The organism is Bradyrhizobium sp. Pha-3 (genome assembly GCF_042258325.1).
Classification (GTDB): Bacteria; Pseudomonadota; Alphaproteobacteria; order Rhizobiales; family Xanthobacteraceae; genus Bradyrhizobium; species Bradyrhizobium elkanii.
The window spans coordinates 30538-55243 of sequence record NZ_CP170151.1; the positions used below are offsets into that span (position 1 = coordinate 30538).

A 24706-nucleotide genomic window follows, 5' to 3' on the forward strand; every position below is an offset into this window, starting at 1 on the left:
TCATGGGAATGCGTGTGTGCACGGACACTTTTGTGTCGACGACCGAGACGGCCGAGCTCCTCGACAGCGGCTGGCGCATGGTCGTCTCGCCGGCCGGCGCGTGGGCGTCTCCGGCGGTGATCGACGGCAGTGCCGAATGGCTGGAGGCGGCGTGCCCCGGCACGGCCGCAGCCGCGCTGGAAGAGCTTGGCCGCTGGGACCGCAACCATCCCGCTCCGCTGCACGACCAGGACGTCTGGTATCGTCGCCGGCTCGATGCCGTAGGACCCGTCCGTCTTGTATTTGACGGCTTGGCGACGGTCGCGGAGGTCTGGCTCGACGATCGCCTCGTGCTGTCCTCCACCTCGATGTTCGAGCGCCATGATGTGGCTCTGACGCTTGTCGGGGGCGAGCAACTGGTCATCGCATTCCGCAGCCTCAAGCGCCATCTGGAAACCTTGACCGGTCCGCGTGCGCGCTGGAGGCCGCGCATGATCGACGATCAGCGGCTGAGGCTCGTGCGGACCACGCTGATCGGCCATATGCCGGGTTGGTCCCCGGGCTTCGACATCGTCGGACCGTGGCGGCCGATCAAGCTGATCCGCGATACCGATCGTCAAGCCGTGCGCGATGTGCAGATGCGGGCCGACCTCGCCGGCACGACAGGGCATCTTTCGGTCACGGTCACGCTGGTCGAGCCGTTGGACGGCACGCCGGCCATGATCGCCTGTGCGGGCGCTGTCGCCGCGTTGACGGCCGAGTCAGTCACGCGGCTGACGGCAAGACTGGATATCGCGAACGTTGCGCCATGGTGGCCGAACAGCCATGGCGAACCGGCGTTGCACGAGGTCGTCCTGACGCTCGGCCCGATGCGAATTGCACTCGGCCGCGTCGGCTTCCGGCATATCGAGATCGATCGTGGCGCCGACGGCCGCGGCTTTCGGCTGGTTGTCAATGGCGTATCCGTCTTTTGCCGCGGCGCGGTGTGGACGCCGTCCGATCCGGTGCGGCTGCCGTCTTCACGCGCGGAAGTCGCGCGCGACCTCGATCTTGCACGGCGGGCCGGGGTTAACATGCTCAGGGTCGGCGGCACGTTCGTCTATGAGAGCGACGCATTTCACGAGCTTTGCGACGAGATGGGCATCCTGGTCTGGCAGGACCTGATGCTCGCCAATTTCGACTATCCGGCAAAGGACGAAGCCTGGCAGGCGTCGCTCTCGCGCGAGGTCGGGAATCTGCTCGGGCGGCTCAGGCATTCGCCGTCACTCGCCGTTCTGTGCGGCGGCAGCGAGGTGGCGCAGCAGGCGGCGATGATGGGCTTGCCGACGTCGATGGACCCGACGCCCTGGTTCGACAAGGTGGTGCGCCCCATCGCCGAAGCGCAGCGTCCCGACGTGGTGCTTGTGACGTCATCGCCATCCGGCGGCAACCTGCCGTTCACGGCCGATGGCGGGCCGACGCATTATTACGGGGTCGGTGCCTATTGCCGTCCGCTGGATGACGCGCGCCGGGCCGAGGTGCGCTTCGCGAGCGAATGCCTTGCCTTTGCCAATGTGCCTGACAAGGCAACGCTGGATGCGCAACTGCCTGTGCCGCCGGTGCACGATCCGCGCTGGAAGGCGGGTGTGCCGCGCGACGTCGGCGCCTCCTGGGACTTCGAGGATGTGCGCGAGCATTATCTGGAGACGCTTTTTTCCGTCGACGCACGCCGGCTGCGCATCGAGAATACCATTCGCTATCTCGAGCTTTCCCGTGCGGTGACGACCGAGGTGGTGGAGCGCACCATCGACGAATGGCGCAGGCCCTGTTCGCTGACGGCCGGAGCGCTGCTGTTCTTCTGGAAGGATTTGCGGCCAGGTGCGGGCTGGGGCATGGTCGATTCGACCGGCCGGCCGAAACCCGTCTGGCACGGGCTCAGGCGGGCATTTGCCCCGCTGCGGCTGATCCTGAGCGATGAGGGCGTCAACGGGCTGACCGTCCATGCCGTCAACGATACTGCGAAGACCGTCCAGGCGACATTGTCGCTGACCTGTCTGCGGGACGGCGTCACGGCGGTGGTGTCGGCGCGCCGGCCGATCAGCGTGCCGGCGCACGGTGGCCTGTCGCTTTCGGCCTTCTCGGTGCTCGGCGCCTTTTTCGATATCTCCTACGCCTATCGCTTCGGGCCGCCCGGACATGAAGTCACCGTGGCAAGGCTGGAAGACGACGACGGGAAGGTCCTTGCCGAGGCCTTCCATGTGCTGCCGGATGTCATGACCGCGCGGCGCGACGTGGGCCTGACTGTGAGTTTGGTGCGCCGGAAGGACGCGTGGCGGCTGCGGCTCGCCTGCAAACGCGCGGCCTATCACGTCTCCATCCAGGACGATCTGTTCGTTCCAGCGGAGAACAATTTTCACCTGATGCCGGGCACCGAGCGGGAGGTCGGCCTTGACGGTCCGCAGGTGGCGACGCCTGGCGGCACAGTGACGGCGCTCAATGCCGATCGCGACATGAGCTACGAGGCGCCCAGAGCGGAAGAATTGGAAGTCGGGCGGACAAATGAGTCCGCCGGGAGCATGACATGAAACCAGTTGTCTTTGCCGATACCATCGGCTGGCTGAACGAAGCGAAGGGAAGGCGGGGTGTCGTCATTGCCGGCGCGCACGGTCATGAGGATCTGTGCAGTCGCCGATTCCTGAAGCTGTTGTCCGACAAGGCGGCCGCGGCGGGCCTGCCTACCCTGTTGTTTGACTATCCCGGCTGCGGCAACGCGGCCGGCGACCACGCGGCGCCGGGCCAGGTGATGGCCTGGACTGCAAGCATCGGCGCGGCGATCGACCGGTTGAAGCGGGATTGCGGCGTGGAGGATGTTATCCTCGCCGGCTTCCGGCTCGGCGCGCTGCTGGCCCCGCTCGCTGCGGCGGGGCGGGACGACGTGGCAGGCCTTGCGCTGCTCGCGCCACCGAGTTCCGGCAAAACCTATGTGCGCGAAATCACCGCGATGTCGCGCGTGATCGATGGGGCGCTCGCCAAGAGCGCCGCAAGCGAGGCGACGTTCGCCGAGGGACGCGAGGCCGTCGGCTTCCGGCTTTCGCATGAGACGCTCGCCGATCTGTCGAGACTGGATTGGCGGCGGGCCGTCGCGGCCCTTCCGCCCCTGCCGACGCTTTTGATCGCGAATGGACAGCGGTTGGCAGTCTCTGAAATCCGCGACGGCCGGACTTCGGTCGAAAGCACGACGATCGTGCAGTTCAAGGACTATCACCTGCTCATGTGCGATCCGACCGCGAACCGGATTCCGGCCGACGTTGTCGGTTGCTGGACGGACTGGCTGTCCGATCGGGCCGTCGCCGGCGCGGTTCAGCGCGTCGAATCCTTGCCCGGCCGCGAGGTACTGGAGGGGTCGCACTACACGGAAGAGCCGGTTGTGATCGGGCAGGCGTCATCGATCTGTGGCGTACTGACCCGGCCGCGTGGCAGCCATGCTGCGGCCGATCCGGTCATCTTCCTCAACTCCGGCGGCGTGCCACACGTCGGCTGGGCGCGCGGCACGGTCGAGGCGGCGCGCGAGCTGGCGGCCGCCGGCGTGGCGTCGCTGCGCATCGACCTGCCGGGTATCGGCCTGAGCGACGATGCTGCGAGCGATCGTCTGTTTCTCTATGATTCCAGCACCCGCCTCGACGTCAGCGCGGCGATCGACTGGATGCAGCGGGCGGGCTTTGCCAAGGTCGAGCTTGTGGGCACATGCTCGGGCGCCTTCCAGGCCCTTCACACTGCGCGCGCGGACCGCCGCGTCCGCGCCCTGACCATGATCAACCCGCTCTGCTTTGCCTGGAACAGTTCCTACGCGCTGGAGCTGACGGCCTGGAAAGCATACGAAACCTCCAAGGCGAATCGCGGAAGCCAGCAGCAGATCGGTCCGGCGGAGGGGCCTGAGATGACGGCCAAGTCCGCCTGGAAGCTGTCAGTGTCAGATAGCGCCAGGCGGCTGGTGCGGCGCGGATTGGAAGCCGTCAAGTCGACGTTGTCGGCGACGCATCCGTCAGCCCTGCTTGGTCGTAACCGCGTCGAGCGCTGGATGCGCGAGCTTTGCAGTCGCGACGTACGCGTCCTCATGGTCACCTCGGACGGCGATCTCAGCCTGCAGGAGATCGCACGCCATTTCGGCCAGGACGGTAAACGGCTCACAAGCATCCCCGGCGTGACGCGGTTGACGCTGCCGAACGCCGACCATTCGCTCACGCCTCGTCATGCGCGACGCGCTGTCGTCGCGAGCCTGATCGATCGCCGCGGCGGCAAGCGTGGAGGATCGATCGGTCCCGATGCCGCGCGGGCCATCGCGCCGCACACCGAGCTGAAGCGCAAATCGATGGCGCTGTCATGAAACGGTGCGGCCGCTCTAGTGTCCCGAATCCGAAGTTCGCATCATTCGCCGCACCTTCGGGACGAACTTCGGATTCGATAAGGACACTAGCAAACTTATGATTCTAGTGTGCTTTATGAATGCGAAGTTCGTGAAGGTGGTTGCCGAAATCGCACGAACTTCGCATTCAGCACACTAGCGACCGATATCAGCGCGGCACCGGATCATACTTTTAGGCGGCGTCGCGTTCGGCGAAGACCTTGTCGATCAATCCCCATTCGAGCGCCTGCTGCGCGGACATGAAGTGATCGCGATCCAGGGTCCGTTCCACGTCGGCTTCGGTGCGCCCGCAGTGCTGCGCATAGAGCCGGATGATGCGTCGCTTGGTCTCCTGCATTTCGGTGGCATGGATCAGGATGTCGGATGCCTGGCCCTGGAAGCCGCCGAGCGGCTGATGCACGTGGAGGCTCGCATTCGGAAGCGCGGCGCGGTGACCGGGCTCGCCGGCCATCAGCAGGAACGATCCCATCGAGCGCGCCGTGCCCATGCACAGCGTGTGCACCGGCGCCTTGATGAACTGCATGGTGTCGTACATCGCAAGCCCGCTGGTGATCACGCCGCCATAGGAGTTGATGTAGAGGTTGATCGGCTTGTGCGGGTTCTCGGCCTCGAGGAACAGCAGCTGCGCGCAGACCAGTCCGGACATCGCATCATTGACCTCGCCGTTCAGGAAGATGATGCGCTCGCGTAGGAGCCTGGAATAGATGTCGAAGGAACGTTCGCCGCGGGTCGACTGTTCGACGACCATAGGGACGAGTTGCATCATGTCGCGCATCGGCGACCTCCATTGCTGCAGGTGACGAAGTCTCAAAGGGTCTTGAAGTGATCAGGCCGCGCGCATCAGGCAGCGGTTGTTGCTGTTGGCCGGTTGCGGCTGCTTTCTCCTGATGTCACAGGCTTGCTGGATGATGCGAAAGCGGGTGCCGCCGGCCTCGTTCGGCTCGATCCGGAAGGTGACATGGCTTTCACGGAACGGCGGCTCGGACTCGCGCAGCCGGAAGCGTACCTCTTCGCCAGCGATCGATGAGAGGGGTTCAGCGTCCGCGAGGTCGCAATCCGGGAGCCAGCGTTCGCGCAGGGCCGGAATGGTCACCGCACGCCACACTTTTTCAGGCGGTGCATCGAGCTCGTATTCGAGCACCAGGTCGGCGTCGGCATGATCAGGCTCTACTGTGTCGCTCATTGATCCATGTCCTTCAGCAGATCGGACAGCGCTTCGATGCGCTTCGGCCAATAGGCGCGGTAGCGGGCGAGCCAGGTCCCGATGCTGGCGATGCCGTCCGGGTCAACCTCATAGTTCACGAAGCGGCCCTGCCGCTGCTCGCGCACCAGCCCTGCCGCGCGCAGCACCGCCAGATGCTGCGACATCGCCGGCTGGCTGATCTCAAGTCCGTCGCGCAAGGCGCTGGCGTTCAGGCTGCCGCCGGCCAGCTTCTCAAAGACCTTGCGGCGGGTCGGGTCGGCCAGAGCCTTGAAGATGTCGGTGTCGACCATGGCAACACATAAGCACACACTTATGTGTCGTGCAAGCCTGAACTGTCCCGTGCAGCGTGACGTCGCGGCGCGCGGGTACTTTGCATGGGGTTGTTTTACGAATTCGCCCGCGCAGCGCCCATCTCGTCCCGGCGATACGAGCTCGGCTGCTACTGCAGCGCTTCGCCGTGCTGCGAGATGTCGAGGCCTTCGAGCTCCTGCTGCATCGAGACGCGCAGCGGGACGAAGGCGCTGACGAGCTTGAGCAGCACGAAGGTGACGCCGCCGCACCAGACGAAGGTGGCCGCGACGCCGTAGAGCTGGATCAGCAGCTGCTTCGGATTGCCCTCGAGCAGGCCGGACGTGCCGCCGATTGCCGATGCCGCGAACACGCCGGCAAGCAGCGTGCCGGTCAGGCCGCCGATGCCGTGCACGCCGAACACGTCGAGCGAGTCGTCATACTTGAAGCGATGCTTCAGCCAGGTGCAGGCCCAGAAGCAGACCAGGCCGGCAATGATGCCGATGATGACGCCGTGCCACGGCGCGACGAAGCCGGATGCTGGGGTGATGGTGCCGAGCCCTGCGACCGCACCCGAGATCATGCCGAGCACCGACGGCTTGCGGCGCTTGGCCCATTCGATCGCGCCCCAGGTCAGCGCGCCGGCGCAGGCCGCAAGATGGGTGGCGGTGATCGCCATCACTGCGCGCGAATTGGCCGCGAGTGCCGAACCGCCGTTGAAGCCGAACCAGCCGACCCAGAGCAGGCCAGTGCCGACCACCGCGAGCGACAGGTCGAACGGTGAAAGATTGTCATGGCCATAGCCGTGGCGGTTGCCCATCACCTTGGCCGCGACCAGGCCGCTGATGCCGGCGGAGAGATGCACCACGAGACCGCCGGCGAAATCCAGCACGCCCGCCGATGCGAGGAAGCCGCCGCCCCACACCCAATGCGCCAGCGGCACATAGGCGAAGACAAACCAGCCGATCGAGAACAGCACATAGGCGGAGAACCGCATGCGGTCGGCGACCGAGCCTGCGACCAGCGCCACCGTGATGATCGCGAACGTCATTTGATACAGCATGAACAGCGCTTCGGGGATCGTCTTCGCCGCCGGATTGATGCTGTCCATGGTGATGCCGGACAGGAACCAGCGATCGAGCGAGCCGAGCCATGGACCGTCGCCGACGAAGCTCAGCGAATATCCGAAAGTGACCCAGAGGATCGAGACGAGCGCAACGGCGGTGAGGCTCTGCGCCATCGTCGCCAGCACGTTCTTCTTGCGCACCATGCCGGAGTAGAACAGCGCCAGTCCCGGGATCGTCATCATCAACACCAGCGCGGTGGCGACGATCATCCAGGCGGTGTCGGCGGCGTTGATGCCGGAGTTGGCCGCAGTATCCTGGGCGAAGGCCGGCGTGCCCCACGCCAGCAGGATTGCAGCAGTGATCGGCGCAGCTGATATCGCTGCACGAAGAGCTCGTGCCCCCATCATCATTCCCCGGCGGTCGTCGTGTCGTGGTGCGGATTGTTTGCGTGCGCCGGCGTCGTTGCCGGCGGTGATGTCGAAAAATTCAGAGCGCGTCGTTGTCGGTCTCGCCGGTGCGGATGCGCAGCGCGTGGTCGATCGGCGTCACGAAGATCTTGCCGTCGCCGATCTGGCCGGTGCGGGCGTGCTGGGTGATGACACTGACCGCCTTGTCGGCGAGCTCGGTATCGACGGCGATCTCGATCCGAAGCTTGGGCAGGAAGTTCACGACATATTCGGCGCCGCGATAGATCTCGGTATGACCCTTCTGGCGGCCATAGCCCTTCACCTCGGTCACAGTCATGCCGTGGACGCCGATCGCGGTCAGCGCCTGGCGCACCTCATCGAGCTTGAACGGTTTGATGATCGCGACAACGAGTTTCATGGTTCAGGCCTTCATTCCCTTGAGGTTTTCCGTGTGCGCCCGTCCCCGGAGCGGCACTTGCCGTCCCGCGAGCCGGCACCTGCTTGCCTCCCGGAGCGGCAATTTGCCATCCCCGAGCCGCATTTCGCGTCCGCCAAATCTGGCAGCTTTCTGGGCAAATGGCATAAAAAAGTTGCAGGTTGAAGCGGAAAACATGCGCAGCGCGTGAGCTCCCTCACTGTACGGATTGGAAACGCTCCGCCACAATGTGGCTTTCCCGCCCCGGCCAGCGGTCTTGCTGGTTCGTTTCGCCTATCGCGTGTCCCTGCGCGCGCCCCGAGGAAACAAGAAATGTCGAACCGAAACTGGTTTTATGCATCCGAAGGCCAGCAAAAGGGCCCCCTGCCTGAAACCCAGCTCCGCGACCTGATCACCCGGGGCATGGTGGGGGCCGACACCCTGGTGTGGACCGAGGGCATGGCCGGCTGGCAGAAGGCCGGGGAGATTCCGGGCCTCGTCCCGAGCGCCGGCGCGCCGCCGGCATTTCCGCAGGCCGGCGGACCGCCGCCCGTGGCGGCGTCTGGAAGCTATAGCGGCGGCACGCTGTCGGCCGACTTCCCGATCTGGGGCCTGTTCGGACGCAGCCTCTTGATGTTTATCGGCCAGATTCTCGTCATCCCGGCGCCCTGGACCGCGACCGGCCTGTACCGCTTTGCGATCCCCTATATCCGCGTGCCGGGCCGGCCGCATTTCGCCTTCACCGGGCAGCCGCTCGACATCTGGTGGGTCTTCATCGTGCTCGGCCTTCTGACCTATGCCGGCGCGGCCAACAGCAACATCGTGACGCTGCTCTCGCTGCTGTTGCAGGGCTTCCTGAGCTGGATGATCGTGCGCTGGATCATCGGCCATCTCAGCTCGAGCGGCCAGGACCTGCCGATCTCGTTCAAGGGCAGCCCGGTCGCCTATGTCGGCTGGTACGTGGCGATGGTGGTCTCGGCCATCACCATCATCGGCTGGGCCTGGGTGCTGACCGCCTGGATGCGCTGGATCTGCCGCAACATCGACGGCACACGCCGCGAGGTCAGCTTCAACGCGTCCGGCATCGAGGTGCTGTGGCGAACCATCGTGTTCACGATCGCCTGTGGCTTCCTGATCCCGATTCCGTGGGTGCTGCGCTGGTACGGCAACTGGTTCGTCTCGCAATTCGCGCTGACCGAGCGCGGTGCCTACGCCGGCCAGTAAGCGCGATCTCATCGTACCGACCGGCTCTGTTCGAGCGTGAGCCCTACGCCTTTCGCTCGCGCACCGACCCTTCTTGCGCGACGGACGCCACCAGCGTGCCGTCGGGCTTGAAGATCAGGCCGCGTGTCAGGCCGCGGCCCGACTGCGCGCTCGGCGAATCCTGCGCGTAGAGCAGCCATTCGTCGGCGCGGAACGGGCGGTGAAACCACATCGCGTGATCGAGGCTCGCGGGCATCATGCGCTTGTCGAACAGCGTGCGGCCGTAGCGCGCCATCACGGCATCGAGCAGCGAGAAATCCGACGCATAGGCGAGCGCGCACAGATGCAGCGCCGGATCGTCAGGCAGCTTGGCCGCGGTGCGGATCCAGACATGGATGCGGCCGTCGTCGATCTTCTGACCGAAATAACGGCCGAGCTCGACCGGGCGCAGCTCGATCGGCCGGTCGCTCTCGTAATAGCGGCGGATGAACTCGGGCATCTCCTTGAACATCGGCTGCTTCGACACCTCCTCCGCGGTCAGCTTCTCCGGCGGCGGCACGTCGGGCATCTTCTCCTGGTGATTGAAATTGCTCTCCTCCTCGGCATGGAACGACACCATGATGGAAAAGATCGCGTTGCCGTGCTGGATCGCGGTGACGCGGCGGGTGGTGTAGCTCTTGCCGTCGCGCAGCCGCTCGACCTGGTAGATGATCGGGATCTGCGGATCGCCGGGCAGGATGAAGTAGCAATGGATCGAGTGCGGCAGCCGGCCCTCGACGGTGCGGCAGGCCGCCACCATCGCCTGGCCGATCACCTGGCCGCCGAACACGCGCTGCCAGCTCGTCTTCGGGCTGTTGCCGCGGAACAAATTCACCTCGAGCTGCTCGAGATCGAGGATGGACAGCAGGTCGATCAGGCTCTTGGACATGGATAGGCCCCGGAATGACGATTGGGGCTGTTAGCCGCCCTTGTTTCTAAACTCTGTTTCGCCCAGCTAATATCAGGTAGCAAGTCTCCTTTGATGGCGTAATCGAGCAAGGATCGCATGCCGGCACAGCGAAGTATTGTCATCTGCGGGGGCGCATTTGCAGGGTTGGCGCTGGCGGTGGCGCTGCGCCAGGGGCTTGGGCCGGACATCCCAGTCATCGTGGCCGATCCGGCGCTGAGCCAGCGTCCGAGCCGCGATCCGCGCGCGACCGCGATCGTGGCGGCCTGCCGGCGACTGTTCGAGACCCTCGGTGTCTGGGGCCAGGTGGCGCCGACCGCGCAGCCGATCACCGATATGGTCGTGACCGACTCCAGGCTGGAGGACGCGACGCGCCCGGTGTTCCTGACCTTCGCCGGCAATGTCGAGCCCGGCGAGCCGTTCGCCCATATGGTCGAGAACCGCTACTTGATCGATGCGCTCGCGGGCCGTGCCGAAGCCGAAGGCGTCGAGCTGCGCGCCACCGCGGTGTCGAGCTTCGCGTCGCGCCCCGACGGCATCAGCGTCACGCTGGCCGACGGCACCATGATCGATGCGAGCCTGCTGGTTGCCGCCGACGGCGCCCGCTCGAAGCTGCGCGAGCGTGCCGGGATTGCGACCCATGGCTGGGACTATAACCAGTCCGGCATCGTGGTCACGGTCGGGCACGAGCGCGAACATCACGGCCGCGCCGAGGAGCATTTCCTGCCCGCAGGGCCGTTCGCGATCCTGCCGCTGACCGGCAATCGCTCGTCGCTGGTGTGGACCGAGACGCGCAAGGATGCCGCGCGCATCGTCGCCTTGAACGAAGAGCAATTCCACGCCGAGCTCGAGCAGCGCTTCGGCCTGCATCTCGGCGAGATCAAGCCGCTCGACAAGCCGCGCGCGTTTCCGCTCGGCTATTTCGTCGCGCGCTCGTTCATCGCCGAACGGCTGGCGTTGATCGGCGACGCCGCGCATGTGATCCATCCGATCGCAGGGCAGGGGCTCAACATGGGCCTGAAGGACGTCGCTGCGCTCGCCGAGGTCGTGGTCGATGCGGCGCGGCTCGGCATGGACCTCGGCCAGGCCGACGTGCTCGAGCGCTACCAGCGCTGGCGGCGCTTCGATACGATGGCGATGGGCGTCGCCACCAACTCGCTGAACTTCCTGTTCTCCAACGAATCGACGCTGCTGCGCACCGTGCGCGACATTGGCCTCGGGCTCGTCGATCGCGCGCCGCCGTTGAAGGAGATGTTCATCCGCCAGGCGGCGGGACTGTCAGGCGAGGTGCCGCGGCTGTTGAAGGGCGAGGCGCTGTAGCGGTTGCGGAGGTTCCGTAGCCCGGATGAAGCGAAGCGAAATCCGGGGCAGACTATCCGCGGTGAAACTTTCCCGGATTGCGCTGCGCTTCATCCGGGCTACGCTGACATCAATCGATCTTCCTCGCCTCTTCCGGCAGCATGATCGGGATGCCGTCGCGGATCGGATAGGCGAGCTTTGCCGAGCGCGAGATCAGCTCCTGCCGCGCGGCGTCGAATTCCAGCGGTCCCTTGGTGATCGGGCACACCAGGATTTCCAGCAGTTTTGGGTCGGCGGTGCTTTCGAGATGGTCGGTCGTGGAATTCATTGCGGTCTCCGACTGGAGCGTTTTCGAGCGAAGTGGGCACCGGTTCGCGCGAAGAAAACGCGTCAGAATAAACTGGCCGGTGATGTAGCACACCTGAATAAGCGCTGTCAGCGCTTGGCCATCCGCAACAACTCGTCGATCGCGGCCTGCTGACGCGGCTTCGGCAGCGCCTGCTCGGACAGCGCGTAGCCGATGAACGCCCAATAGAAGATCTGCGCCCGGCCGCGCGCCACGTCGTCGTCGAATCCGGCCTGACGGAGCAGGGTTTCGATATAGCCGATCCGGCGCTGGTCGACCTCGAGTACGGCGGCGCGCGCCACGGCATCGGCGGTGGCCCAGCTGCGCACCGCGCGTTCCAGCGCCAGCCGCGCCGAGAAGGCGCGGCGCAGCAACAGCGCCAGCGCGTCGCCGCCTTCCGGAATGGTCTCGAGCTCGGCGATCACCTGCTCGGCCGCGACCTCGCGCCAATGGGTCAGGATCGCCGCGCGGTAGGCGCCGATGTCGGCGAAATGCCAGTAAAAGCTGCCCCGCGAGACGCCCATGGCCTTGGCCAGCGGCTCGGCCTTGAGCGCTGTGAAGCCGCGTCGCGCCAGCGTCTTCAGGCCCTGATCGAGCCAGTCCTTGACCGAGAGCTGTTCCGTCATGGTTCCCCGTCCGCGCTGCCCACCATACACAAGTGTATTGACAGGCGCCAGCGGCTGGTATCATATCCATACAGTAGTGTATGGAGGCATCGCGATGCGTGATCTTCTGCTGCAGGGCGCCGGCGTCGTCGCCATTCTGGTCAGCCTGATCCATGGCGTGCTCGGCGAGACCAGGATATTCGCGCGCGCCACCGTCGAGCCGCCGCGGCTGCGGCTCTTGCTTCACCTAGTCTATCAGGCCGGCACCGTCGCCTGGATCGGCGGCGGCGTGCTGCTGCTCGCCGCGCCGGCGATGGCCTCCGATGCCGCGCGGCACTGGATCGTGGCAACGCTCGGCGTCGTGTTCGGCGTCGCGGCGCTCGCCAACGCGGTAGCGACCCGCGGCCGCCACTTCGGCTGGATGGCGATGAGCGCCGTGGTGGCGCTCGCCGCCGCCGGCTACTAGCGAGGGCGATCATGACGACCGATCGCATCAGCCTCAGCATCGCCGATGGCGTCGCGGACGTCAGGCTCAACCGCCCGGACAAGCTCAATGCGCTCGATCCGGCGATGTTCGCCGCGATCGCCGAAATCGGTGCGCAGCTCGCGGACAACCGCAAGCTCCGCGCTGTGGTGCTCTCGGGCGAAGGGCAGGCCTTCTGCGCCGGCCTCGACATGGAGCGTCTGGTCGCAACGACGGAGGGCGAATCCATCCTGCCCTTTGCCGATCTCGGCCGGCGGACCCACGGTATTGCCAACTTTGCCCAGCATCTGGTGTGGCTCTGGCGCGAGCTGCCGGTGCCGGTCATCGCCGCCGTCCACGGCATCGCCTTCGGCGGCGGCTTTCAGCTGATGCTCGGTGCCGATATCCGATATCTCGCACCCGGCACGCGCCTTGCGATCATCGAAGCCAAATGGGGATTGGTGCCCGACATGGCCGGCACGCAGCTGATGCGCCATCTCGCGCGCGAGGATGTGGTCCGTGAACTCACCTACACCGCGCGCGTCTTTTCCGCGGACGATGCGCTCGGGTACGGCTTCGCCACCCGGATCGTCGAACAGCCGCGCGAGGCCGCGCTGGAGACGGCGCGCGCGATCGCGGACCGCAGCCCGGACGCGATCCGCGCCGCCAAGCGGCTGCTCAATCGTGCAGCCGATCGCGATGCGGCGACCGGACTTGCAGCCGAAACGGCCGAACAGGCGCTTCTGCTCGGCTCGCCCAATCACATTGAGGCCGTCAGGGCGAATCTCGAGCGGCGGCCTCCACAATGGAGTTTTACATGACGACTGGCCCGGGCTTCGATCTCGAACGTCTCGTTGCGACCAATGCGTCGGCCGCCTTCAATCGGCTTGCCGGCTTCGAGGTCGTCTCCGCCGGCACCGGCACGGTGGAACTACGGATGCCGTGGCGCGACGATCTCACCCAATATGCGGGACACCTGCACGCCGGTGTGATCGCGGCGCTGCTCGACACCGCCTGCGGCTTTGCCGCGGCGTCTATCGTGGGTTCCGTCACCGCATCGCATTTCTCGATGAATTGCCTGAAGCCCGCGCTGGGCCGCTGCTTCATCGCCAAAGGCGCCACATTGCGTGCCGGACGCAGGCAGGTCTTCGCGCGGGCGGAACTTTTTGCGGAGAACGAGCAGGGCGAGACCTCCCTGGTTGCAACCGGTGAAACCGTACTCGTTCCGCTGGCAGGATAAGCCGCGCGGATCACGCATGACCGTGAAATTTATGGAGCCATCAATTTCGGTGCGGAATCGGCTTACGCGCGGATAACCATGCCACTGAAAGTTGCAGAATATTATCGAGAAGACAATTCAATCAGCCTAGCCTGTGCGTACGGACAACCATGGACCGACGCATGTTTCGTGTTTTTACGTGCCTTTCAGGTGAGCATGACTGGCGGCTCGTTCTGCTCGCCGGACTGGTCTGCTTCGTTGCCAGTATTGTGGCCGTCAATATTTTTCATCGCGCAATTGCATCGCAGGCGAGGACGCGGCTGATCTGGATTGCGATCGCGGGAGCCGCAATCGGCTACGGCATCTGGGCAACGCATTTCATCGCCATGCTGGCCTATGAGCCGGGAATCCCGACCGGCTACGGCATCGTCCTCACCGCGCTGTCGCTTGCCGCGGCGATGATGCTGACATCCGGCGGCCTCGGCCTTGCCGCCAGCGACTCCAGCCGCTGGCGCGCGCCGGTCGGCGGCGCCGTGATCGGAGCCGGCATCGCCAGCATGCACTATCTCGGGATGTGGGCGTTGGAGGTGCCAGGCCACGTGGTCTGGTCGCTCGATCTCGTGGCGGCCTCCATCGTGCTCGGCATGCTTTTCGGCTACGCTGCGCTGGCGATCGCGGTCCGCCGTCAGGACCGCTGGATGTCGCTTGTCGCGGCGCTGCTGTTGACGCTTGCGATCGTGTCGCATCATTTCACCGCGATGGGCGCGGTCGAGATCGTCCCGGATCCGTTGCAGGCTCCGGCGGCCCTGTCGCTCTCGCCTGCCTTCCTCGCCATCGTGATCGCCGGCGTGGCGCTGTCGGTGCTCGGGATGAGTCTGGTCGGCGTGCTCGCGGATCGCCGGCTGGCGCTTCGCACCCGCCGCTTCGAGGAGATCATCAGCCAGCTTTCGTCGGCGCGACAGCAGGTCGAGGCGTCGCAGAAGGCGCTGGAGGAGCAGAGGTTCCGGCTGGATACCGCGATCAACCACATGGGCGAGGGCCTCTGCATGTTCGATGCGGAAAAGCGCCTCGTCGTTTGCAATGATCGCTACGCAAAGATGTACCGGCTGCCGCCGGAATTGCTGCTGCCCGGCACGGCCCATCGCGAGATCATCAGGCATCGCATCGCCAACGGCATTCTCAAGGGCGAGACCAGCGACAGCGCCGCGACGCAGGTGCTCGCGACATTGAACGCGCTCCCGGCCGGCGAGATCAGCAGCCGGGTCGACGAGCTCGCCGACGGCCGCCTGATCTGCGTGACGCGGCAGCCGATGCCCGGCGGCGGCTGGGTGGCGACGCATCGCGACGTCACCGAGCAGCGGCGCTCGGAGGCCAAGATCACTTATATGGCGCAGCACGATGCGCTGACCGATCTGCCGAATCGCGTGCTGCTCAAGGAATGGATGGAGCGCGCGCTCTCCGGTGCCCGGTGCGGCGGACCGAGCCTTGCGGTGCTGATGCTCGATCTCGACCGCTTCAAGGACGTCAACGACACGCTCGGGCATCCGGCGGGCGATGCGCTGCTGAAGTCGGTGGCCGCGCGCTTGCGCAGGTGCGTCAGCGATACGACGCTGGTTGCGCGGCTCGGCGGCGACGAGTTCGCGGTGATCGACCATGTCGGCGATCCGGTCACGGAAGCGGGCCTGCTCGCCGAGAAGATAAGGAAGGCGCTCAGCGAGCCGATCGATCTCGGTGATCACCGGGTGACCACCACGACCAGCATCGGCATTGCGATCGCGCCGCGCGACGGCACCGATTCGGACGAGGTGCTGCGCAGCGCCGATCTCGCGCTTTACTCGGCCAAGAGCGGCGGGCGCGGCTCGTTCCGCTTCTTCGAGCCGGAGCTCGATCGGCTGCTGCAGGCCCGGCGCAGTCTCGAGCGCGACATGCGCAGTGCGCTCGCCAATGGCGAGTTCGAGCTGCACTATCAGCCGTTCATCCATGTCGCGAGCGGGGAGACCTGCGGCTTCGAGGCGCTGCTCCGCTGGCACCATCCGCAACGCGGCATGGTATCTCCGGCGCAGTTCATTCCGCTGGCGGAAGAGACCGGCCTGATCGTGCCGCTCGGGGAATGGGTGCTGCGCACCGCGTGTGCGGAAGCCGCCAAATGGCCCGACGACCTCAAGATCGCGATCAACCTGTCGCCTGTGCAGTTCAGGAGTCCGGAGTTGGTCCCGGTGATCGTGCACGCGCTGGCGAGTGCCGGAATTTCGCCGGAGCGCCTCGAGCTCGAAGTCACCGAAACGGCCATCATTCAGGACAGCGAAGCGGTGTTTACCGCGCTTAGCCAACTGCACGATCTCGGGGTGCGGATCGCGCTCGACGATTTCGGCACCGGCTACTCGTCGCTGAGCTTTCTGCAGAAGTTTCCGTTCGACAAGGTCAAGATCGACCGCAGCTTCGTCTCCGAGCTCTCCGGTGCATCGGACGAGTCGCGCCGGATCGCGCGCGCGATCGTTCGCTTTGCCGTCAGCCTCGGCAAGACCACGACGGCCGAAGGCGTCGAAACCAGGGAGCAGCTCGACATCCTCCGCGCCGACGCCTGCGTGGAAGTGCAGGGCTTCCATTTCAGCCCGCCGGTGCAGAGCGAGAAGGTCGCACAGATGATCGGCGGGCGAACCCCGGCTGCGGCCGAACGGCCTGCGGTTCGTCTCGCGATGGCGGGTGCCGCGTCCTGATCGACGGGCTGCGCCGGGCGGCCCGATACGCATGAGGCGTAAGGCCGCAGCACGCCGTCAAAACCAAACTGCGCGTGGAGCGCAAAGCGGTTTTCGCGACCGTTAGAATTCCTCTAAAGCCAGCCTCCGCGGCGCTTCCTTGACTTGGCAATCGCCTCAGCATTCTTCACGCATGTGCCCTGCGCGAAGGCGTTGTGGGCATGATTGTCAACGGAGGGGAGATACGCGTGAGAGTGATTTTGAGCGCTGCGCTTGCAGCATGCGTCCTTGGGAGCGTTCTTGGGCTGACCGGATCGGCGGCGTTCGCCGACGGCTACAAGAATTGCACCAAGCTCGACAAGGCGTCGTGGAAGCCGGCAAGCGAAGCCGAAGCCAAGGCCAAGGCGCTCGGCTATGAGGTGCGCCGGTCGAAAATCGAGGGCTCCTGCTACGAGGTGTACGGCGTCAAGGAAGGCAAGCTCTACGAGCTTTTCTACAGCCCGGAAGATCTCAGCCTGAAGCACACCATCGCGAAGTGAAGCAGGCGCGATGACGAAGGCGGCGCCGGGCGCCCGCGGCGCGACCAGCGTGCAGGTCTGGGACCTGCCGCTGCGGCTGTGGCACTGGGCGCTCGCCATCCTCGTCCTGGTCGCCTGGGTGACGCCCAGCACCTATGACCGGCTGCACCGGCTGGCGGGTTATTCGGTGATCGGGCTGCTGGCGTTCCGGCTGATCTGGGGCTTTGCCGGCACGCGCTACGCGCGTTTCGGCAGGCTCGGCGTCCGCCTGCGTGCGGCGCCGCGCTACATCTGGAATCTTCGCCGCGGCATCACCGGGCGCTATATCGGGCTCAATCCGGCGGGCACCGTGATGCTGGTGGCGCTGCTGTTCCTGCTTGCGATCTCGACAATCACGGGCGCGATGGAGGTCACCGTGACCTTCTTCGGTGTCTGGTGGGTCGAGGACACCCACGCCTATGCCTCGGATGCGGTCATCATCCTGGTCGCCCTGCACGTGCTCGGCGTCATCGTGGTCGGCTTGCTGCAGCGTCAGAACCTGGTGCGCGCAATGTTCACCGGCCGCAAGCAACTGCGCAATCGCTGATGGGCGAGACGCTTTTTGGTCTGCCGCGCTTTCTTCACGCGAACCGGTAGCCGCTTCGCTCGAAAGCGCTTTACTGCACCGGCGGGTCGCCCGAGGTGCGTTTCTTGGCGAGGTCCATCTCGGTGACCGCGATCAGGATCTCGGCGCGGGTCTTCAGGTCCGGCGCCTCGAGCATCGCCTGCTTCTCGGCCGGACCATAGGGCGACATCATCGCCAGCGCATTGACCAGCGCCTCGTTGGGCGCGGACTCGATGCCTTCCCAGTCGACCTTCAGATTGTTGGCTTCCAGGAAATCGGCCAGCACTTCGAGCAGCGCCTTGCGGTCGACGGCCTCCTCACCCTTGCGCGCGGTGAAGTCGCCGACGAAGGAGAAGAAGTCGACCTTGCACTGCCGGTACGGTGTCTGCACGGTGAGCTCCTCGACCACCTTGAAGCGCGCGACGCCGGTCAGTTCGAGGATGTAACGGCCGTCGCCGGATTCGGCGAGCTGGGTGATGCGGCCGACGCAGCCGATCCGGAACAGGGCCGGCTTCGCCTCTTTCTGCGAATGCGTCACGTCGGGCTGGATCATGCCGATCAGGCGATGGCCGTCGCGCAGCGCGTCGTCGATCATCGCGAGATATCGCGGCTCGAAGATGTTGAGCGGCATCTGGCCGCGCGGCAGCAGCAACGCGCCCGGCAGCGGGAACACCGGGATCACCTCCGGGAGCTCGCCGGGTCCGCGATATTCGGCATTGATCGGCATCTGCGGTCCCGCTGCTGTGACGGGCGTGCTTTACGAGAACAGGATGGTCGACAACCGCTTGCGCCCCTCGACGGTTGCCTCATCGGTGCCGCCCCACGCCTCGAAGAACTGCACCAGCTGCTTGCGCGCGCCGTCGTCGTTCCACTTGCGGTCACGCCTGACGATGGCGAGCAATTGCTCGGTCGCTTCCGTGCGCTTGCCCATGGCATTGAGCGCGGTGGCGAGATCGAATCGGGCCTGATGATCGAGCGGGTTTGCGGCGACTTTCTGTTCCAGCTCCGCGACCGGGCCGACCGCTTCCGCCTGTTCGGCGAGATCGATCGCCGCCTGCACCGCCTTCGCCGCGGCGTCGTTGCGCTTGGATTCCGGAACCATCGCCAGCGTCTGCTTGGCCTGCTCCATCGCACCCGACGTGACGTAGCACTTGGCGAGGCCGGCGAGGGCCGCGATGTTGGTGGCGTCGTGCGCCAGCACCTCGGCATAGATCTGCGCGGCCTGGGCGGCGTCGCCCTCGGCAAGCACGGCGTCGGCCTCGGCCAGGATCTCGGTGAGATTGGGCTCGCCGGCGGCCGGCACGCCCTTGGTGATCTTCTCGATGAAGGCGTTGACCTGGCTCTCCGGCACCGCGCCCATGAAGCCGTCGGCGGGCTGGCCGCCCACGAAGGCGATCACGGCCGGGATCGACTGGATGCCCATCTGGCCGGGGATCTGCGGATGCTCGTCGATGTTCATCTTGACCAGCTTGACCCGGCCCTTGGCGTTGCGAACCGCCTTTTCCAGGATCGGCGTGAGCTGGCGGCAGGGACCGCACCACGGCGCCCAGAAGTCGATCATGACCGGCTGACGGCGCGATTCCTCGATGACGTCCTTGACGAAGGTCTGGGTCGTCGTCTCCTTGATCAGATCGGGCGCTGCCTCGGGCGTGGGGCCGCCCTGCTCCATTATCGTCACGTTGTCCTCGCCTGCTTCTGAGGTCGGAAATCCGGGGGCGTTCTAGCACGCCCGGAACGGCACGTTCAGCCGTTCTGTCAGCTAGAGCATGATCCCGGAAAAGGGGGAACCGGTTTCCGGGATCATGCTCCGTAAATGGCAGTCAGCCAGCAAAATTCAATCGCTTGGCCGCCGGTCCCGTTCCATCGGAGATCGGGTGGGTTGGTGCCGCGGAACGGCCGATGATGGCGATCCTTCATGGCAGCAGGGGAGCGCCCGTGGCAAAGGCCTATTACAGCACGGTGTTCGAGCAGCCGGCCGGCGAGGTCTGGAAAATCATCCGCGATTTCAACAATTACCCGGTCTGGGTCCATGGCGCGGGGACGAGCGAGATTGAGGACGGCAAATCTGGCGATACCGTCGGGGCCGTGCGCAATGTGCTGTACCGGGAGCGGCGGATCCGGCAGCGGCTGCTCGCGCAGTCCGACGTCGAACGCTTCCAGACCTACGAATTTGCAGACACCCCGACCTTGCCGGTGACGGATTTCAGCGCGACCCTGCGGGTAACTCCGGTGATCGACGGCGACCGGGCCTTTATCGAATGGTCGGCCGTGTTCGATTGCGACCCGGCCCGCCGCGTCGAGCTGACGCAGACGCTGACCGGCTGGTTCGAGACCTGGCTCGAATCGCTCCGGGATGAGATGGCCCTGAGTCAAGTTCCGGCGGAAATCTAAAAAGAAATCGGCGGCACGGCCGGTTTCGGCCGATTCGAGGTCAATTTTTAGGGAAACCGGGCGATTTCGTGAGGTTCGGACCGCGCTCTTGTGTTGCATTCACAGACAGCTTTTGGCATAGGTCTGCCGTTGCCGGCGAGCGATCGCCGCCATTTCGGATGCGGGTGTAGCTCAGTGGTAGAGCACGACCTTGCCAAGGTCGGGGTCGAGGGTTCGAGCCCCTTCGCCCGCTCCAAAACTTCTCGCTGACCGAGCTGACAGTCTGATGAAGGCCCGCTGATGAGGGCGGCCCGTTGGCGCGGGCTTTTTGCTGTCCGGCTACTGGCCGCATCTCCAAGCCGCGATTGCGAGGTCAAGATGCCGCGGCCCGCTGTGGCGGTTTCCGGCTTTTGTTAACCGACAGACGATGCATTCTCAAAACTGATAGAAATCTGTGGTTGTGTTGGCGTTGGAATAGTTGCGGCCGGTTTTGCCGGCGCGGCAAGCGCGTGAACGATGTCGATCAGTTGGAAGCCGGCTCCTGGGTTAAAGCGCCGCTTGGCTCGCGCAAGCGTCGCTGCGCTGGTCGTGCTCGTCGGCGTTTGGACATGTTCGGGCGCGTCGGCGCAGCAATTGCCGAGCGACTCGGCGTATGCCCCGGCGCCCAGCTTCTCTCCCATGCCTGGCTTTGGCTTTGGGCCGGCGCCTGACTTCGAGCCGGCCGAACGGCCGCGAGCGCGGGTCTACATCACGACGCGGTCGTACCGGGGCGGCCAGCAAAACTTCTGCGTCAGGACCTGCGACGGCCGCTTCTTTCCGCTGCCGCGCGTGAGCGAGACGGCGGACGTCAAGGCATGCGAGGCGGCCTGTCCCGCCGCCGAGGTGAAGCTGTACTCCGGCTCCGATATCGACAGTGCCAGAACCGAAGCGGGCGAGACCTACAAGACGCTTGCCAATGCATTCCGCTTCCAGCGCGAGATGGTGCCGCAATGCTCGTGCAGCGCCGGCGCGTCGACCGGCCTGTCGCCGATCGCGATCGAGGACGACATGACGCTTCGGACCGGCGACATCATCGCCGCCGATGACGGCTTCAAGATCGCGGCGATCACGAGCGGGCAGCGGCGCAGCGTGTTGTTCAGGCCGCTGTCGAAGGCCAAGGCGCAAGCGCTCGGTCTGGCGCGCCTGTCGTCGCGATAGCGGCGATCACAGGCGTTAGCTTCATTCGAATATCACGCTGCGGTGCAGAATGCCTTGTTATCAGGCAGGCCGCTCAGGAAAATTTCGTCTCAAATATCGTCTCAACTAGTTTTGACGCAGCGCACACAACTCCACGCGCTTTTCAGCCTCGATGGATGTGCTACCATTTTGCCGTCTGACCTACCTCACAGACCGCCACCATCATCTCTCAGGGCGTTCAAAATCAATAACAGGCAAGCTGCAACGGCTTGCGTAGGGGAGTGACGCGATGAAATCCGCTTTCAATCGATCAATACTTGCGTTCGCGGCGATCGCGCTGCTGGCGGGGACGACCTTCGCCAGTGCGCAGCAACAGACAGACAAGAATCGTGCGCTGAAGAAGTACGAATCGGGCACCAAGGAATTCTGGACCCATCCGCCGGATGACTGGTTCCTCGGCGACGAGACCGAGGCGCAGAAGGGCCTTGCCCCGCCGTCCGGTCCGCCGACCGGCGCGTCCGATTCCGAGCTCGCGGCGATGATGAAGAAGATCAAGCTGCCGCCGGGCTTCAAGATCGAGGTCTATGCCTCGAACGTGCTCGCCGCGCGGCAGATGGCCTGGGGCGACAAGGGCACGCTGTTCGTCGGCTCATTCGGACTCGGCAACGTCTATGCGATCAAGGACAACAACGGCAAGAAAGAGGTCAAGACCATCCTCAAGGGCCTCAACATGCCGACCGGCCTCGCCTTCCGCGACGGCGCGCTCTACGTCATCGCGGTCGACAAGCTGATCAAGTACGACAACGCCGAAGCCAATCTCGACAATCTCGGCAGCGGCAAGGTGGTGTATGACGACATGCCGTCCTACGCGGCGCATGGCTGGAAATACATCGCCGTCGACAAGGACGGCTGGTTCTACATTCCGTTCGGCCCGCCCTTCAACATCGGCATCCCGCCGACCTCGGTGTCGCAGATCCGCCGCGTCGATCCGAAGACCGGCAATGCGGAGATCTGGGCGCTCGGCGTGCGCAACTCGGTCGGCGGCGACGTCGATCCGCGCACCGGCAAATACTGGTTCACCGAGAATGCCCGCGACTGGATCAGCGACGATCTGCCGAGCGACAAGCTCAACATGATCTCGAAGATCGGCGAGCATTTCGGCTATCCCTATTGCCACCAGGGCAACCTGCCGGACACCAAGTTCGCGATGGGTCACAAGTGTTCGGAGTTCACCCCGCCGGTGTACAATCTCGGTGCGCATGTGGCTCCGCTCGGCATGAAGTTCTATACCGGCAGCCAATTCCCGGCCGAGTACAAGAACAGCATCCTGATCGCCGAGCATGGCTCCTGGAACCGGCACAAGTACCAGGGCGGCCGCATCGTGCGGATCACCGCGAGCCCCGACGGCAAGAACGCCAAGCAGGACATCTTCGCTTCCGGCTGGATCGAGGGTGACCAGGGCTATCTCGGCCGTCCGGCCGACATCCTGCTCGACAAGGATGGCTCGATCCTCGTCGCCGACGACTGGGCCGGTGCGATCTATCGCATCAGCTACAGCAAGAAGTAGCGGATGAAGCAAGATGAGGCTGCGGTGGCCGAGAGGTGACCGCAGCCTCATTCACGTGGTTCGGGCACGCCTGCAAAGGAACGGACTCGTCATGCCCGGACTTGATCCGGGCATCCATCCAAACCAAGAAACCCTTTTTCAAGCCAGATGGATTGCCGGGTCGAGCCCGGCAATGACACACGGAGAAAACTGGCAATGCGCGTTGTGACCCTCGGAGTTCTGCTCGCCTCGGCGATCGCGATGGCTCCTCTTGCCAATGCCGCCGATGTCGCCGCCGGCAAGGCGAAGGCCGAAATCTGTGCCGCTTGCCACGGCGACAACGGCATCTCGCAGACCGAGAACATTCCCTCGCTCGCAGGCCAGCTCGACCAGTACGTTCAATGGCAGCTGGTGTTCTTCCGCGCCGGCGCGCGCAAGAACGAGCAGATGCAGCCGATCGTCGAGCAGCTCAACAACGACGACATCCGAAATCTCGGCGCCTATTTCGCGTCGCTGACGCCGTTCAAGGGCGGCAAGGACGACAATCCGGACTTGTCCGAAAAGGGCAAGCAGGCCGCCGCCGGCCGCCGCTGCGCCTCATGCCATGGCGATACGTTTGCCGGTACCAAGGCGGTGGCCCGCATCGCCGGCCAGCGCGAGGAATATCTCGTCAAGGCGCTGCACGATTACAAGTCGGGCCTGCGCTCCGGTGGGGCACAGGCCGCGATGGCCGATGTCGCCTATCCGCTGAGCGACGAAGAGATCACCGCACTCGCGCATTATCTGGCGCATCTGTAGCCGTAGAGATCATTTGTAGCCGTAAAGATGGTGTCGTCCCTGCGAAAGCAGGGACCCATAACCACCGGCTTCAATTGCCTTGAAGAGACATCAACCACGACCGCCTCAATCGAAGGGCCGCGGCGTATGGGTCCCTGCTTTCGCAGGGACGACACCGGTTGTGTTACGCCTGTCGCTGCTTCTCATACGCCTTGAGATGCGTGTAGGCCGTGCGCAGCTTCGGCACCGGGATCTTGGCGGCGTCGGCGCGCACGATCAGGTCGCCGATCACGTGATCGGCCTCGACCGGCAGCCCCGCCTTGATGTCGCGGAACATCGATGCGGTCATCGGCGAGCCCTCGGTGGTCAGGAGCCCTCGGGTGCGCTGGAAGAACGGGCCGCCCGGGGCATGGCCGGCGTCGGCGGCGATCGCGCTGCATTCGTCGAGGATGCCGAGCAGGAAATCCTTGCCGCCGGGCGCGGCCAGGATGTTGCCGACCGAGGTCCGCATCAGGCTGGTGGAGGCGGCGAGCGAGGCCAGAAACACCCACTTCTCCCACATGTCCTGCATCACGTGCTCGCTGGCGTTGGCGCCGTTGATCGCGGAGAAGGTCTCGGCGATCGCGCGCACCCGGTCCGACAGGCCGCCGGCGCGCTCGCCGAAGCCGAGCGACTGCATCGGCTGCAGTTGCACCACCTCGCGTTTCTCGTTCAACGTCGCCGCGATCGCGCACAGACCGCCGAGCACATGCCGAGCGCCGAACGTCTTGTCGAGCGCATCGAGATGCAGCATGCCGTTGAGCAGCGGGATGATCGCGGTCTTGTCGCCGACGGCGGGCGCAAAGGACTTGATCGCATCCTCGAGATCGAACGCCTTGCAGCTCAATAGCACGACGTCGAACTTGTCCGACAGCCTGTCGGCCTGCACGGTCGGCGGGTTGTTCAACGTGACGTCGCCGTTCGGGCTCTTGATTACGAGCCCGGCGGAGGCGAGTTCAGAAGCGCGGCGCGGGCGCACCAGGAAGGTGACGTCGCGGCCGGCCTGAAGCATCCGGCCACCGAAATAACCGCCGATCGCACCGGCGCCGACCACGAGAACGCGCATGGGAATTTGTCCTTCTTTGTTGTTCGCTGCCCGCGGGCGAATGGCGAATGGGAGTGGCGAATAGATAAGGA

Annotated in this window: 26 protein-coding genes and 1 tRNA gene; 15 read left to right on the top strand and 12 right to left on the bottom strand. The window is 65.1% G+C overall.

The genetic code is table 11. The annotated features are described in order from the left end of the window. The first annotated feature begins 32 nt into the window (after positions 1–32). Together ACE10X_RS00150 and ACE10X_RS00155 are read left to right on the top strand one after the other, a co-directional pair. Entirely contained in the window at positions 33–2543 is a 2511-nt protein-coding gene (locus tag ACE10X_RS00150) for a glycoside hydrolase family 2 protein (protein ID WP_375763914.1), read from the top strand. Next, entirely contained in the window at positions 2540–4342 is a 1803-nt protein-coding gene (locus ACE10X_RS00155) for an alpha/beta fold hydrolase (protein ID WP_038382776.1), read from the top strand. Before ACE10X_RS00150 ends, ACE10X_RS00155 begins: the two co-directional genes overlap by 4 nt. A 211-nt stretch (positions 4343–4553) precedes the next feature. On the opposite strand, the gene ACE10X_RS00160 is transcribed toward ACE10X_RS00155, so the two are convergent. The 5 genes from ACE10X_RS00160 to ACE10X_RS00180 form a co-directional block, all read right to left on the bottom strand. Then, positions 4554–5156: an ATP-dependent Clp protease proteolytic subunit gene (locus tag ACE10X_RS00160; protein ID WP_038382777.1), complete on the bottom strand. Its 603-nt coding sequence runs from the start codon at positions 5154–5156 to the stop codon at positions 4554–4556. A gap of 51 nt (positions 5157–5207) precedes the next feature. Next, positions 5208–5564 (bottom strand): SRPBCC domain-containing protein, encoded by a 357-nt coding sequence (locus ACE10X_RS00165; RefSeq protein WP_038382778.1) that lies wholly within the window; start codon positions 5562–5564, stop codon positions 5208–5210. Further along, complete coding sequence (locus ACE10X_RS00170; protein WP_016841428.1) at positions 5561–5875, bottom strand: helix-turn-helix transcriptional regulator; 315 nt, start codon at positions 5873–5875, stop codon at positions 5561–5563. Before ACE10X_RS00170 ends, ACE10X_RS00165 begins: the two co-directional genes overlap by 4 nt. Positions 5876–6024: 149 nt before the next feature. Next, the gene (locus ACE10X_RS00175) at positions 6025–7344 is read right to left on the bottom strand and encodes an ammonium transporter (protein ID WP_038382784.1); all 1320 of its coding nucleotides are present in this window, start codon (positions 7342–7344) and stop codon (positions 6025–6027) included. Between the two features lie 82 nt (positions 7345–7426). Continuing rightward, positions 7427–7765, bottom strand: a complete 339-nt coding sequence (locus ACE10X_RS00180; protein ID WP_016841426.1) for a P-II family nitrogen regulator — start codon at positions 7763–7765, stop codon at positions 7427–7429. A gap of 330 nt (positions 7766–8095) precedes the next feature. On the opposite strand from ACE10X_RS00180, the gene ACE10X_RS00185 reads away from it, so the two are divergent. Beyond that, entirely contained in the window at positions 8096–8986 is an 891-nt protein-coding gene (locus ACE10X_RS00185; RefSeq protein WP_038382779.1) for a DUF4339 domain-containing protein, read from the top strand. Positions 8987–9029: 43 nt separating this feature from the next. Here ACE10X_RS00185 and tesB read toward each other — a convergent pair whose 3' ends face one another. Further along, positions 9030–9893 (bottom strand): acyl-CoA thioesterase II, encoded by an 864-nt coding sequence (gene tesB, locus ACE10X_RS00190; protein WP_016841424.1) that lies wholly within the window; start codon positions 9891–9893, stop codon positions 9030–9032. A 117-nt stretch (positions 9894–10010) separates the two neighbouring features. Here tesB and ACE10X_RS00195 point away from each other — a divergent pair, with 117 nt between their 5' ends. Next, positions 10011–11231 (top strand): ubiquinone biosynthesis hydroxylase, encoded by a 1221-nt coding sequence (locus ACE10X_RS00195; protein ID WP_038382785.1) that lies wholly within the window; start codon positions 10011–10013, stop codon positions 11229–11231. A gap of 109 nt (positions 11232–11340) precedes the next feature. Here the strand turns inward: ACE10X_RS00195 and ACE10X_RS00200 are convergent, their stop codons facing one another. Both ACE10X_RS00200 and ACE10X_RS00205 read right to left on the bottom strand, forming a co-directional pair. Further along, entirely contained in the window at positions 11341–11538 is a 198-nt protein-coding gene (locus ACE10X_RS00200) for a Trm112 family protein (RefSeq protein ID WP_018269337.1), read from the bottom strand. Between the two features lie 107 nt (positions 11539–11645). Next, entirely contained in the window at positions 11646–12182 is a 537-nt protein-coding gene (locus ACE10X_RS00205; RefSeq protein WP_038382786.1) for a TetR/AcrR family transcriptional regulator, read from the bottom strand. Positions 12183–12276: 94 nt separating this feature from the next. Between ACE10X_RS00205 and ACE10X_RS00210 the strand changes: the two genes are divergently transcribed. The 6 genes from ACE10X_RS00210 to ACE10X_RS00235 all read left to right on the top strand — a co-directional run bounded on the left by ACE10X_RS00210 (position 12277) and on the right by ACE10X_RS00235 (position 17643). Then, positions 12277–12627, top strand: a complete 351-nt coding sequence (locus ACE10X_RS00210) for a hypothetical protein (RefSeq protein ID WP_038382787.1) — start codon at positions 12277–12279, stop codon at positions 12625–12627. Positions 12628–12638: 11 nt separating this feature from the next. Next, entirely contained in the window at positions 12639–13445 is an 807-nt protein-coding gene (locus tag ACE10X_RS00215) for a crotonase/enoyl-CoA hydratase family protein (protein WP_038382788.1), read from the top strand. Beyond that, positions 13442–13864, top strand: coding sequence for a PaaI family thioesterase (locus tag ACE10X_RS00220; protein ID WP_038382789.1), 423 nt, complete (start codon positions 13442–13444; stop codon positions 13862–13864). Before ACE10X_RS00215 ends, ACE10X_RS00220 begins: the two co-directional genes overlap by 4 nt. A 161-nt stretch (positions 13865–14025) precedes the next feature. Continuing rightward, complete coding sequence (locus ACE10X_RS00225; protein ID WP_038382796.1) at positions 14026–16560, top strand: EAL domain-containing protein; 2535 nt, start codon at positions 14026–14028, stop codon at positions 16558–16560. Between the two features lie 227 nt (positions 16561–16787). Next, entirely contained in the window at positions 16788–17078 is a 291-nt protein-coding gene (locus tag ACE10X_RS00230) for a PepSY domain-containing protein (RefSeq protein WP_038382790.1), read from the top strand. Between the two features lie 10 nt (positions 17079–17088). Beyond that, the gene (locus ACE10X_RS00235; RefSeq protein ID WP_028342033.1) at positions 17089–17643 is read left to right on the top strand and encodes a cytochrome b/b6 domain-containing protein; all 555 of its coding nucleotides are present in this window, start codon (positions 17089–17091) and stop codon (positions 17641–17643) included. Positions 17644–17713: 70 nt separating this feature from the next. Here the strand turns inward: ACE10X_RS00235 and ACE10X_RS00240 are convergent, their stop codons facing one another. Then, positions 17714–18388 carry an LON peptidase substrate-binding domain-containing protein gene (locus ACE10X_RS00240; protein ID WP_038382791.1) on the bottom strand — a complete coding sequence of 225 codons (675 nt, stop codon included), beginning with the start codon at positions 18386–18388 and terminating at the stop codon, positions 17714–17716. Between the two features lie 30 nt (positions 18389–18418). After that, positions 18419–19339 (bottom strand): thioredoxin, encoded by a 921-nt coding sequence (gene trxA, locus ACE10X_RS00245; RefSeq protein WP_038382792.1) that lies wholly within the window; start codon positions 19337–19339, stop codon positions 18419–18421. 221 nt (positions 19340–19560) lie between these two features. Between trxA and ACE10X_RS00250 the strand changes: the two genes are divergently transcribed. Beyond that, a complete protein-coding gene (locus tag ACE10X_RS00250; RefSeq protein WP_051002787.1) occupies positions 19561–20052 on the top strand; it encodes an SRPBCC family protein in 492 nt (163 codons plus the stop codon). A 160-nt stretch (positions 20053–20212) separates the two neighbouring features. Then, positions 20213–20287: transfer RNA gene (locus ACE10X_RS00255), tRNA-Gly, on the top strand. Positions 20288–20444: 157 nt separating this feature from the next. Here the strand turns inward: ACE10X_RS00255 and ACE10X_RS00260 are convergent. Then, a complete protein-coding gene (locus ACE10X_RS00260) occupies positions 20445–20711 on the bottom strand; it encodes a hypothetical protein (protein WP_244435699.1) in 267 nt (88 codons plus the stop codon). Here ACE10X_RS00260 and ACE10X_RS00265 point away from each other — a divergent pair. From ACE10X_RS00265 to ACE10X_RS00275, 3 genes are all read left to right on the top strand, one after another. Continuing rightward, positions 20710–21228, top strand: a complete 519-nt coding sequence (locus ACE10X_RS00265; protein ID WP_244435700.1) for a DUF2865 domain-containing protein — start codon at positions 20710–20712, stop codon at positions 21226–21228. The two genes, ACE10X_RS00260 and ACE10X_RS00265, sit on opposite strands and share 2 nt — an antisense overlap. A gap of 268 nt (positions 21229–21496) precedes the next feature. After that, on the top strand, positions 21497–22774 hold the full coding sequence (locus tag ACE10X_RS00270; protein WP_038382794.1) for a sorbosone dehydrogenase family protein: 1278 nt from the start codon (positions 21497–21499) through the stop codon (positions 22772–22774). A gap of 195 nt (positions 22775–22969) precedes the next feature. Next, positions 22970–23551, top strand: a complete 582-nt coding sequence (locus ACE10X_RS00275) for a cytochrome c (protein WP_038382795.1) — start codon at positions 22970–22972, stop codon at positions 23549–23551. 163 nt (positions 23552–23714) lie between these two features. On the opposite strand, the gene panE is transcribed toward ACE10X_RS00275, so the two are convergent. Then, positions 23715–24635 carry a 2-dehydropantoate 2-reductase gene (gene panE / locus ACE10X_RS00280; RefSeq protein WP_304557399.1) on the bottom strand — a complete coding sequence of 307 codons (921 nt, stop codon included), beginning with the start codon at positions 24633–24635 and terminating at the stop codon, positions 23715–23717. Between the last annotated feature and the right edge of the window lie 71 nt (positions 24636–24706).